We start from the raw sequence: 12,225 nt of genomic DNA, 5'->3' as shown, positions 1-12,225 counted from the left end.
GAGCTGGAGATCTTCCTGACTGTGCCCGGACTCGTGGGTGGGATGCTCTGCGAATTCGGACAAAGTAGATTCCCGCACCATCTGCCGATCCGCGCCGCCGAATTTTTCCGGGATATCCAGGGTGTGATGCGTCTGCGTCTGCGCCAGTTCGGTTGATGCCCCGGTCATTTCAATTTCAACTTCGACCATAAAATCCGAATCGGCCGGGAACAGATGGGTTATCCGCTCTCCCACCGTTTCCCCTTTTTCGACGGTGGGTTTCGCCTGAATCCACTCCGGACCAACTCCATGAAATCTTTTGGTGATGTTCCGACCATATCCCAGCGCAATCGCGATGACAGAAGGATGCTGTCCCGGCTGTACCAGCGCCGGAAGTTCGACGGAGCCGTCGCCGGTTTTTAACCGGAGGATATCGCCAGTTTCAATATTCAGTTGTTTTGACGTCTCCGGAGCGATACTCGCATAATTATCCCACGTCACCTTGGAAATCGGATCCGGCATCTCCTGCAGCCACGGATTGTGGGCGTGACTTCCATCCAGCATTCCGGATTTTTGATACGATAGCAGCGTCAATCCGGATGATTCTTCAATTTTCGGGACAGGCTCCAATGCTCCTGCGTCAAACCTTGGTTGCGTCGAAGGTGTATCTGATAAATCCACATAGCCGTCGTGAACGGCATAATCCCAGAAGGTCTGGAAATTTTCTTTGGATCCGCTCTGCGCAAATACTTCCTTTTCCCAGCGATTACGTATCAGCGTGTAGTTGTCGGCGGGCTTACCAATCCATGCAGAGAGCGATTCTCTTAATGTACGTGTATCGCCCAATTTTTGAATGTTCGGCTGTGTTATTGAGAAAATACCATCCACCGGCTTACTGTCATGCCAGGATTCCAAAAAGTGCGGCGTGGGACAGTGCACCGAAACCGCTTCCATAGTTTCATCCCGCTGGTCGTTGAGTCCGATCGTGAGTTCGACTTTTTCAAGTGCCGAGCCGAAATCTTCTCCATTTGAAAGATCATATACAGGATTTACGCCAGAGATGATTAAAGTGCCGACTTCGCCGGACTGCATATCAGTTAAAAGTGATTGAACTGCCTCAGAATTTCCGCGCTTTTGGTACGACGGATTTGCAATATCTACTGTGGTTCCGACGTTACCCAACACTTCATTAATAAATGCGACAGCCTTCTGAACGCTAACATCGTTACTCCCGCTCACCACCAGACTCTCGCCGCGATGCTCCCAGAGCCGGGCAACTAACTCCTTAAAATCGTTTTTGTCTATTGGGAGCTCGTGACTGCCGAATCGCGCTGATCGCCCGGCTTTTTTCGCAACGGTATTCGCCAGGTTTGCCGTCAACCGGTAAATCTCCTGAGGCGACAGCGGAATCCGCAGGTCGGCGTTGCTGCCGGTCAGGGACATCCGGCTCTCCACCTGCACGTGGTACGACATCTCCGGATGCTCCGGATCAGGCGTCCGGTTCTTCGAGTATCCTTTGGAGTACTCCACCGGCGAAATCCAGGTGCCGAGGAAGTCGGCGTCCAGACTCAAAATCATTTGGGCTTTTTCGAATTGATAGCGTGGCAGGACGCGTCTTCCGTACAGTTCTTGATGTGCCTCCAGGATCCCCTCGTACGATACCGGGTCGTATTCGATGTGCGAAAAATTCGGATATTCTTCAGTGAATTCATTTATGACAGCACGTGTAGTCGGACTGGTAACCGTCCCGGTGAGCAGCACTGTCTTGCCGGTTCTTTCTGATAACGCCACCCGGACTCTGCTGTCGACATCATTCCAGGTCGTCGGTTTTCCATCGATCTCCGGCTGGCTGATTCGCTGGGAGTCATACAGATCCAGCACCGATGCCTGTCCAACAGCACAGAGCCCTCCCTGCGAAAGCGGGTGTTGCGGATTGCCTTCGAGTTTGATTGGACGACCGTCCCGGTTTTTCACCAATACCCCGCACCTGGCGCTGCATCCGTGGCAGGTGGAGGCGTACCAGAACGCCTTTCCGGGTGTCACTTCCTCCGGCTTGTTCAGATATGGGATCGCCTTTTTCACCGGGCCGCGGGAGCAGGCTGTCAGCACAGAACCGGCGATTGTAAAACCCGCCGCCTTCAGAAAGGATCGCCGGGTAACGCCGGATTTGCCGGTGAATTTTTTCGGAGGCTCCGGGAATTCAGTCTGCGCCTTCTCCAGATATTCCTCGGTCTCGTCCCGCTCCTCGAATCCCCGCCAGTATTGTTTTTCAGACTTCATTTAAAACTCATCTTTTTGACAGGATTTACGGGATTGACTGGATTTAAACACCAGGAAACTTCCAAAAATCTTGCCGTAATTATTGTATTTTAACTGTTGATACTTAGTTATAATCTCGTTTGAATTCATTGGTATTTATTTGCAGTGTTAATCAAAGCGTTTAATGTGATCTATTATTTTTAGTCAATTTTAATACTAGCCGTTTTTTTATCCTGACAATCCTGTTAATCCTGTCCTATCATTCCTAAAAAAACCTCTCTTTGCCAAGATTTACGGGATTGACTGGATTGTTCCCTACCCGTTCGAAAACGAAAATGTGAATAAAGAGCCATGATTCATTTTTGAATTTCTTCTGTCATAAGGATTTTCTTTTATTCGCGTTTCTTCGCTGTCGCCATTCTTTTTGATTTTATCCTGTATATCCTATGAATCCTGTCAAAAAACCCGGACAGGATTCACTGGATTAATCCCCCCATTCCCCACAAAAAACTGGTAGTAAAAACTGTCGTTCTATCATAAATGATGTCTGCTCTTTTATTCGTGTTCATTTGCGTCTATTCGCGGTTTGTCATTCTTGTTGGTTTTATCCTGTATATGCTGTTTATCCATTCAAAAACCTCAGACAGGATTTACAGGATTCACTGGATTTCCCCACCACCCCAAGAAAGGTTGATACGAAATGATAATTCATTATGAGTTTCTTCTGTCCTAAGAGTTTCCTTTTATTTATATCTATTCGTTTTTATTTAAGGTTTTTATTCGTGTTTTTTAATCCTGTCCATCCTGTTAATCCTGCCAAATTATTAGTAGTGGCAGGCACCACAATCCGTTGAGGCGTATCGTTTTTCCAGTCCGGAAACGAGGTCATTATTCACGTCCCGGTGACAGTTCACGCACCATCCCATGGAGAGCGATTTCGCCTGTTCCACCCGCTCCATGGCCGCCACGTCGCCATGGCACTGCTGGCAATCCACACCGGCGGTCACGTGCCGCCGATGCTCGAATGCCACAAAATCCGGCAGATTGTGCACCTTCGTCCATCGTATCGACTGGGCATCATCCGTATTGGAATACTCCATAGATTGCGGATCAAATCCTGCAGACTCATAAATTTTTCGGATCTCCGCAGAGACGATGAGGTTTGGATCGCGTTCCTCTTCTTCGGCGCGCTGTTCTTCCAGTTTGACCGAATCCCACGGCGCGCTTACGAACTTGTGACAGTTCATACAGGTGCTGGTCGCCGGAATTTCCGCTGTCTGGCTTTTTTCCACACTGGTATGGCAATAGTTACAGGAAATCTCCAGTTCGCCGGCGTGCATCTGATGGGAAAAATCAATGGGCTGCTTCGGCGAATATCCCTGGTGATTTCCCGGACGGTTGATGTTTGTTTGCTGCAGATAGAGTACACCGCCGGCAATCAGGAGCAACAGGACGCCGATACCGATACTGCGGAGAAGAAAACCGTTACGCATCTGCGCCGGCCTCCGTTCGCTTCAGGAGAAAGACAAGTCCGAGTGAAATAATCGAAAGTACGACGAACACCAAAAATCCATTGGCGTATCCGGCATCACCCTGAACTTCAACGAACCAGCCCATCACCGGGGGAATGACAAATCCGCCCAGCGCGCCGAGTCCGCCGACCCAGCCGGAACCACCGCCAACCGCTTCCTCGATATATTGCGGTACCAGTTTAAACACGCCAGCGTTGCTCACGCCCATTCCGATGGCCATTAACAAGAGTCCAATGATAGCCATAACCATGCTGCCACCCCAGATGAGGAGAATAGCGCCGATCAGATTGATAGTCATCGAGACAATAATCGTCGGAACGCCGCCGACTTTGTCGGAGATAATGCCACCGGGAACCCGGATGACTGAAGCGAGAACGGAATAGAGCATGGTAAATCCGCCGGCCACTGCCAGAGGCTTGTTGAAAAATTCCTGCCAGTAGGTCGGGAACCACGCAGTCAGCGCCAGAAAACCGCCAAACGTGGTGAAATAGAGAAAAACCAGGGGCCAGGTGCGCCAGATTTTCGCCGCCTTGATGAGCCCCGTCCACACGCCTTCCTGGGGAAAAAGCTCCTGTCCAAGTTCGGCCGAGGCTGTTTTGGCATCCTGAAAGGAATATCCGTAGTTACGGAGCTGGAAAAAGTAGGCGTTCGGGGCGAAGAAATAGTAGACAGCGATGCCCAGCAGCAGAAATCCCAGCCAGATGCCGTACGTGGCGGTAATCGCGATAGCGCCGATAAGCAGCGGCACTAAATACGAGAATAGTCCCGGAGCAATATTGCCGAAACCGGCGTAGGCGCCAAGGGCCCAGCCCTGCTTCTTCTTTGGAAACCAGTACGAGACCTGCCCGATTCCCACGGAAAACGTGGCGATTCCGCAACCGCTTAACAGCGCAAAGGCTAAGAGCAGCGGATAATAATCGATAGTCAGGCTTTCCGGGCCGACCAGCCAGAGCAGTCCGTACAGGCCGGCCATTCCGGCGGCCGATAAGAGTAGTAATATCAGAAACGGCTTGCGTCCACCGGTGGTATCGACCCACGCGCCAAAGGGAATACGTAACAGTGAGCCGGAGAGGCTGGGCATGGCGACCAACAGCCCCAGCTGGACGGAGGTCATCATCATATTTTCGTCCAGGAGTTTGGCGGTCGGCCCGAACAGCGAGACCGCCGCAAAGCCAACGAAAAATCCCAGAGTTGCGCCGAACAGGCCATGGTTTGGCGAACCGGTAATCCGATCTGCGAGTTTCCGCCCCTTTTTCTCCTGCGGGGACTCGGTCTGCGTGAGGGTGTCAGTCTGTGCATTCATTGGAAATTATTTCTGCCTGGGTTTAAATGTGGTTGTTCTGATACGTTTGCGATCCCAGTTCCAGCGCACCAGCTGCGGCTTTCGCCAGAGATACGGATTCGGCACCACCAAAATGTGTACCAGCCGGGTGAACGGGAACAGCAGCACCATCACGTACGCCGCGATGATGTGCAACTTTACCAGGATCGGCATCGGCGTAATAAAGTTGATCTGCGGATTCAATTTGATGATTGACCAGAGATAGGGCGCCATGGATGCCGCAAACCACGAGCTGCCCCAGCGATGAAAGATCGCGGTGAACAGCCCGGTGCCTACTGAGAACAGCAGGATGCCGATCACAATCCAGTCGGCGGTGGTAGTTGTCATCCGCGCCTTGGTGTCGGTGAACCTGCGAATCATAATATTCACCAGCCCGATGAGCGTAAACACACCGCCGATAAATGCGGTGATCTCCAGCACGTACAGCCGGGCTGGAACGCTGTTCCACCAGAGTACCTGCTTCGGGATGAGGAAACCAATCAGGTGTCCTGCGAGGATGGTGATGATTCCGTAATGAAACGGAACCAATCCCCAGAAATGCTGCTTGTTTTCGAGAAATTGCGAGGACAGGCTAGAGTAGGAATATCCAAGCCGGAGATACCGATAAATAGAGACAAGCAGCAACGTGAAGATCGCCAGATACGGCAGGACGGCATACAGCAGCAGATTCAAATAAGTAAAGCCCTGATTCATTCTTCTTCGCTCCTTCCGTAGGCTCCTTCCAATAGCATGGAGAGAGATTCCACCACGCTCAGATATGGATTTTCCTCCTCACCGAAGCCTTCTATAATGCTGTCAATTGCCGGGTGCATATATTTTCGTACAAAGGTTTCTGTATCAGCCGAATCAAGTTTCGGGAGCACCGTCAGGCAATAGGTCAGATGATCCGGCAGTTCGCCGTTTTCCTGAATTCCATGCTCACGCAGCAGATCCCGCATCTTTACCAGGAACTGGCCGCGCTTGTACTCCTCGCCGTACAGGTGCCAGCCAATCTCCAGTGGACGTTTTTTATTCATCTCGAACGTCTTGACGAATAGTTCCTCGAGTTTGCCCAAGGATGCGTTTTCCGCGTGCTGCACGAACGGCTGAACATGACTCCTGATTTCCGGATATCCTTCCAGAGATTCCACCCACTCCTGAACCTGTTCACTATATTGATCATCCGGATATTTCAGGATTTTCCCGTACGCGGTCAGAATCTCGCCAGTAATTTCTATGTCTTTCTGTTGCGTTTGCATGAGGTTTGTCATGGTATTTCCGGTATTGTGTTATCTATTTTTAGTTCTCTTTTGTAGTAAAGACGTAGCATGAAGGCTGTGTGAGAATGCAATGTCAAGAAAAACCTGTCATTCTGAGCGAAGCGAAGAATCTCCTAGTCCTTTGCTTCCAACTTTTTAAAATCCCTTCGTAATCAAAGCTTTGAGGTGAAACAACGAGATCCCTCGGCTGCGTCCCAACAAGGCAGGACTCCGCTCGGGATGACAAATGTTGTGCTTGATTTATTGTTTTCACCCAGCCTCCATGCTACGTTTCTACATTTATATTCATTGATACTTTTTTCTAATAATTCTTCGTGTTTTCTTCGCGTTTCTTCGTGGCTAACAGTCATTTACGCACCGCGTTTCGGCTCATTCCGAAAGCCGAATCCCGTCGATGTTTTATGCTCCAGCGGATCGTCCATCATCTCCACTGCTTCTTCGCGGTGGGCCGGCGGAATCACAAACCGATCTTCCAGCCGCGCCATGGAGGTGAGCTGGTAGATGCCTTCCGCTTCCTCTGGAGAGCTGTCCGCTTCGGTAAGTATTTTTTCCGCTTCTTCCATGGTTAGATCGCCCACAGTCTTCGCCCGCCGATATGCCCGGACAGCCATCTGCTTTTTGAGCGCGTAGCGAATTTTGCTGTTATTGCCGGCAGCGAACATCTTGCCGAGATACTCTATGGGTGCTCTGGCTTTCTCGAAGTCCGAGAAAAATCCGTCGGACATGCTTTTGACCGTATCCCCGTCAAAACTGGATATTACGGGAAGCAACGGCGGCACGTAGAATAACATGGGCAGCGTCCGGTACTCGATATGCGGCGGAAGTCCTATTCCCCACTCCTTAACGAATTTCCAGACCGGGGAATCCTGTGCTGCCTTGATGGTATCCTCATGGATACCGTTTGCCTTGGCTTCCTTGATAATTTCAGGATCAAAGGGATCAAGGATAATATCCCTGTGGGCGTCAACCAGTTCGTGGTCTTCCTTCTTAGCGGTTTCCTCCAGGCGATCCGCATCGTACAGCAGAACACCGAGATAACGGATTCGCCCCACACAAGAATGAAAGCACGCCGGGGCCTGTCCCGTTTCAAGTCGCGGAAAGCAGAGGATACATTTTTCGGACTTACCGGTCTTCCAGTTGTAATAGGTCTTTTTGTACGGACAGGCTGCGATACAGGCTCGCCATCCCCGGCACCGCTCTTGATCCAGGAGCACGATGCCGTCCTCGCCACGCTTGTAGAGCGCGCCGGACGGGCACGCCGCCACACAGGCGGGATTCAGGCAGTGATTGCAAATCCTCGGGAAGTAAAAGAACACCATCCGCTCGATCTCGAACATCTGCTGACGCTGGGCGTCGGTGAGGGCTTCCAGGTTCGGATCGTTCTCCGCATAGACCGGCGATCCGCCAAGGTCGTCATCCCAGTTGGGGCCTGCTTCCACGTCAATATATTCGCCGGTCACCTTGGAAATTGGCTTGGCCGTGGGCTGGTCGGTACCCTCCGGAGCGTTGAACAGATTGTCGTAATCGTACGTCCACGGCTCGTAATATTCGTCCATGCTCGGCTGGTGCGGATTGTGAAAGATATTCGCCACAATCCGGGCCTTGCCGGTGGACTTAAGCCGGAGCTTCCCGTGCTGAACCTCCCAGCCGCCCTGGTACGTTTCCTGATCCTCCCACTTGGTGGGGTAGCCGGTACCGGGTTTTGTCTCCACGTTATTCCACCACATGTATTCGGCGCCCTCGCGATCCGTCCATATATTTTTACACGCAATACTACATGTGTGACAGCCAATACATTTATCCAGGTGAAAAACCATCGAAATCTGTGATCTGATATCCATATAAAACCTGTGTTAGTGTGTTATAGTGTTCAGGTGTTCAGGTAACGACGTGTTAATGTGTTACCGTGTTACTGTGCTATAGTTAAAACCAGTCCTGTGTCTCACTTGTTGGTAGTCCCCGCTTTAGCGAGTTACAGTTCGTTATTAATATTCTCGTTTGTTCATTTTATTTCTTCGCGTTTTATTTGCGTTCTTCGCGTCTCAGCGGTTCATTTGTTTTTATCTGTGGTCATCGGCTAAATCAGCGTCATCTGCGTGCTATTTCCGTCACCATTTCAATTCCGGGAGTTTCCGCACCAGGATATGCGTGTCGCGGTTGTTGCCGGTCGGGCCCCAGTAGTTGAAGTGATAGGTAAACTGGCCGTAGCCGCCGACCATGAGATTCGGTTTCAATCGGGTGCGCGTCAGACTGTTGTGCCCGCCGCCGCGCCGGTTACCGCGTATCGGGGATTTCGGTACTGAATACGTCCGCTCCGGCGAGTGATACTGGATACAGATTCCTCTGGGAATCCGCGCGCTCACTGCTGCACGAGTAACCACGACACCGTTATCGTTGTAAACTTCCACCCAGTCATTGTCATCGATGCCCAGTTCGGCGGCGTCCTTGTCGTTAATCCAGAACGGTTCCACGCCACGGGATAGCGTCGTCATTCGCTCGTTATCCCCGTAAGTGGAATGGATATGCCATTTTCCGTGCGGCGTGAGGTAGTTCAGCATCATAGAGTTCGTTTCCTTATCGCTGAACTCCAGCTCCGCATATTGAGCGGGCATCGGCTTCGGCTTGTAAGTTGGAAGATGCTCCCCGAACTGTATGTACCCCGGATGATCAAGGTACAGGTGCTGGCGACCGGTGAGCGTCCTCCACGGGACGAGCCGTTCTACGTTATACGTAAACGGGGAATAGGCGCGACCGTCATCCATGAGGCCAGACCACATGGGACTGTTCACGAACCGCCGCGGCTGAGCCACGATATCGTCGAAACTGGTGACGATGTCCCGGCTGCCCTCCGCCAGATCCGCCAGCGGCAGACCGACCTTCTCTTCCATATTTTTGTAGCTGCGATACGCCAGTTCGCCGTTCGTAACAGTGGCAAGATGCAGGATGGCGTTGCAGGCATCCCGGTCTTCGTCCAGAGACGGATATTGGTTTCCGTCCCAGGATTCGGTGGGATGCGTCTCCAGCATCTCGTCGTAGACGTCCTCGATTTCGTAGTGCGTTCCGTGGGCGCCGAGTCCGTTCTCCCGGGCTTCGGGTCCCAGCGATATGAATTGTTTATAGAGGTTTTTATAATCTCTGGAGACGACGTGAAAGGACGGCATGGTCTTCCCAGGGATGGCATCGGCCTCACCGCTAATCCAGTCTTTGATCTCCGGCTGGGCAATTTCAGCGGACGAGTCGTGCGCCAGCGGCTTCGCCACGATGTCCTGCACCGGTTCCGGGAAGTGCTTCTCCGCCAATTCGGAGAACTTTTTCGAGATCTCTTTGAAGATCTGCCAGTCGCTCTTGGACTCCCAGCACGGCGGGACGGCCTTCCCCAGGGGATGGATAAAGCTGTGCATGTCCGTGGAGTTCAGGTCATCCTTCTCGTACCAGGTGGCCGCCGGGAGAACGATATCGGAATAGAGCGCAGAAGAATCCATGCGGAAGTTCAGATCCACCACCAGATCCATCTTGCCCACCGGGAGTTCCTCGTGCCATTTGACTTCCTCCACAGAATCCCGGGCAAACTCTTCATTGGAAATGGAATTGTGGTGCGTACCCAGATAATGTTTCAGAAAATATTCATGCCCCTTGGCACTCGCCAGAATGGCGTTGCCCCGCCAGATGTACCAGACTCGAGGCCAGTTTGCTTCGGCGTCCGGATCTTCCACGGAAAACTGTAATTCCCGTGACTTGAGCTGGTTAACCACGTAGTTCGCAATCGCTTCCTGGTTTGTCGATCCGGTGGCATCTCTGGCTTCGTTCATCAAATCGAGCGGATTCCGGTCGAACTGCGGATAAAACGGCAGCCAACCGTTGCGCACCGCCTGGATCTGGCGATCCATGGTATGTCCCTGGGCAATGGAATCCTCCGTCTGGTTCTTGGGGACGCTGTGATAGTCCGTAAAATTCTTTTCGTAGCGCCACTGGTCGGAATTCACATAGTGCCAGCTGGGAGCGTTTTGCAGGCGAACCGCACCGCCATTCCAATCTTTGGCAAAGGCGATGGAGCTCCATGATTCGCCCGGCGCCAGCTTTTCCTGTCCGACATAATGCGCCAGCCCGCCGCCGTTCACGCCGATGCAGCCGCAGAAAATGAGCGCGTGAATTGGCGCGCGATACATGAGATTGGCGTGATACCAGTGGTTGATGCCCGCGCCGATGATGACCGTGCACTTGCCGTTGGTGTGCTCGGCCGTGGAGGCCCACTCCCGCGCAAACTTGATGATGTTGTCCTTGCTCAGTCCGGTGTATTTCTCCGCCCAGGCCGGCGTGTACGGCTTGTCGTCGTCATAATCTTCCGGATAGTCGCCCGGCAAACCGCGGTTCACCCCGTACTGCGCCATCAGGAGATCGAATACCGTGGTGACGGTCACTTCGCCGTCTTCGGTCTGGATTTTCCGCACCGGTACCGACCTCTGAAAGCTATCACCCTCGCCGAAATTGTCGAACCGGACAGACGCGGTATTTTCCGAGTCATCCAGAAATGTCAACTGCGGATGGATCTTGCTGCCATCTTTGCCGTCCTCCAGCTTCAGGTTCCACTTACCGCCGGCCTCTTCCCAGCGATGTCCTGAGCTGCCCATGGGCATCTTGGGACGATTTTCCTCCTCGTCCCACATCAGGAATTTCCATTCTTCGTTTTCTTCATCGGTATATTGTGATAATCGTCCCGCCCGGAGGAGCTGCCCCGCTTCAAAGTGATCACCATCTTTGGACATCTCCACCAGGAACGGCGAATCGGAATACCGCTTGATATAATCCTGGAAATAGGAGGTCTGCTTTTTATGGTGAAATTCGCTCAGGATCACATGATTCGCCGCCATCCACCAGGCGCCGTCTTGTCCCGCATTAATCGGCATCCACTCATCGGCGTATTTCGAAACCTGACTGTAATCCGGGGAAAAGACATACATTTTCGTGCCGTTGTGGCGGGCTTCTGCTGCAAAATGACAGTCTGGGGTTCTGGTCATATTCAGGTTGGATCCCATGACCGCCAGCATCTTGGCGTTGTACCAGTCTGCGGATTCCTGGACATCGGTCTGCTCGCCCCAGGTTTCCGGGGAAGCGTTTGGCAAATCACAGTACCAGTCGTAGAAAGAGAGCGAGAGCCCACCCATGAGCTGGAGCATCCGGGCGCCGGAGGCATAACTCAGCATGGACATGGCAGGGATGGGCGAAAATCCTGCGATCCGATCCGGGCCGTGACTCTTAATCGTGTGGATATTGGACGCCGCCATAATTTCCAGCACCGTGTCCCAGTCCGTGCGCCGGAATCCGCCCTTGCCGCGGGCGTTCTGCCAGCGATTGCGCTTCTCTTCGTCCGTCACCATGGACGCCCAGGCGTCCACAGGATCATCGTATTCGGCCCTGGCTTCCCGCCAGAGATCCAGCATGGCACCGCGGATATACGGGTATTTCACTCGCAGCGGACTGTAGAGATACCACGAGAAGGAAATCCCGCGCTGGCATCCCCTGGGTTCGTATGCTGGTAGTTTGGACTCCAACTTCGGATAATCCAGCCCCTGCATTTCCCAGGTGACGATGCCGTCTTTGACGTGGATATCCCATGTGCAGCTTCCGGTGCAATTGACGCCGTGGGTGCTGCGTACAATCTTGTCGTACTGCCAGCGATTCCGGTAAAATTCCTCCCACTGGCGCTGCTGCGGGACTACGTCGTCACGGATCCAATTGTTGTTTTTACTCATAATATTGTTACCCTTTCAACTGCATATCTGACAGGATTTACAGGATTGACTGGATTTTTAACCCAACCCGACCCTAAAGTTTTTATTACAATTTGATCTAATTT

The 12,225-nt window shown here is 52.3% G+C and carries 7 protein-coding genes; all 7 read right to left on the bottom strand.

Going from position 1 to position 12,225, the window contains the following annotated elements; all coding sequences use genetic code 11:
* Positions 1–2,259, bottom strand: a 2,259-nt coding sequence (locus K9N57_13315; protein MCF7805160.1) for a TAT-variant-translocated molybdopterin oxidoreductase, incomplete at its 3' end; no start/stop codon positions are given.
* Between the two features lie 803 nt (positions 2,260–3,062).
* Positions 3,063–3,731, bottom strand: coding sequence for a cytochrome c family protein (locus K9N57_13310; GenBank protein MCF7805159.1), 669 nt, complete (start codon positions 3,729–3,731; stop codon positions 3,063–3,065).
* Positions 3,724–5,073: an MFS transporter gene (locus tag K9N57_13305; protein ID MCF7805158.1), complete on the bottom strand. Its 1,350-nt coding sequence runs from the start codon at positions 5,071–5,073 to the stop codon at positions 3,724–3,726. Before K9N57_13305 ends, K9N57_13310 begins: the two co-directional genes overlap by 8 nt.
* A 6-nt stretch (positions 5,074–5,079) precedes the next feature.
* Positions 5,080–5,805, bottom strand: coding sequence for a respiratory nitrate reductase subunit gamma (gene narI / locus K9N57_13300; GenBank protein MCF7805157.1), 726 nt, complete (start codon positions 5,803–5,805; stop codon positions 5,080–5,082).
* Positions 5,802–6,362 (bottom strand): nitrate reductase molybdenum cofactor assembly chaperone, encoded by a 561-nt coding sequence (gene narJ / locus K9N57_13295; protein ID MCF7805156.1) that lies wholly within the window; start codon positions 6,360–6,362, stop codon positions 5,802–5,804. The genes narI and narJ overlap by 4 nt, the downstream gene beginning before the upstream one ends.
* Positions 6,363–6,721: 359 nt before the next feature.
* A complete protein-coding gene (gene narH / locus K9N57_13290) occupies positions 6,722–8,212 on the bottom strand; it encodes a nitrate reductase subunit beta (protein MCF7805155.1) in 1,491 nt (496 codons plus the stop codon).
* Positions 8,213–8,479: 267 nt separating this feature from the next.
* Entirely contained in the window at positions 8,480–12,121 is a 3,642-nt protein-coding gene (locus K9N57_13285; protein MCF7805154.1) for a nitrate reductase subunit alpha, read from the bottom strand.
* Between the last annotated feature and the right edge of the window lie 104 nt (positions 12,122–12,225).

Source organism: Candidatus Neomarinimicrobiota bacterium (assembly GCA_021734025.1).
Taxonomy (GTDB): Bacteria; Fidelibacterota; JAANXI01; order JAANXI01; family JAANXI01; genus JAANXI01.
This window is presented reverse-complemented; position numbering and strand designations above follow the sequence as displayed.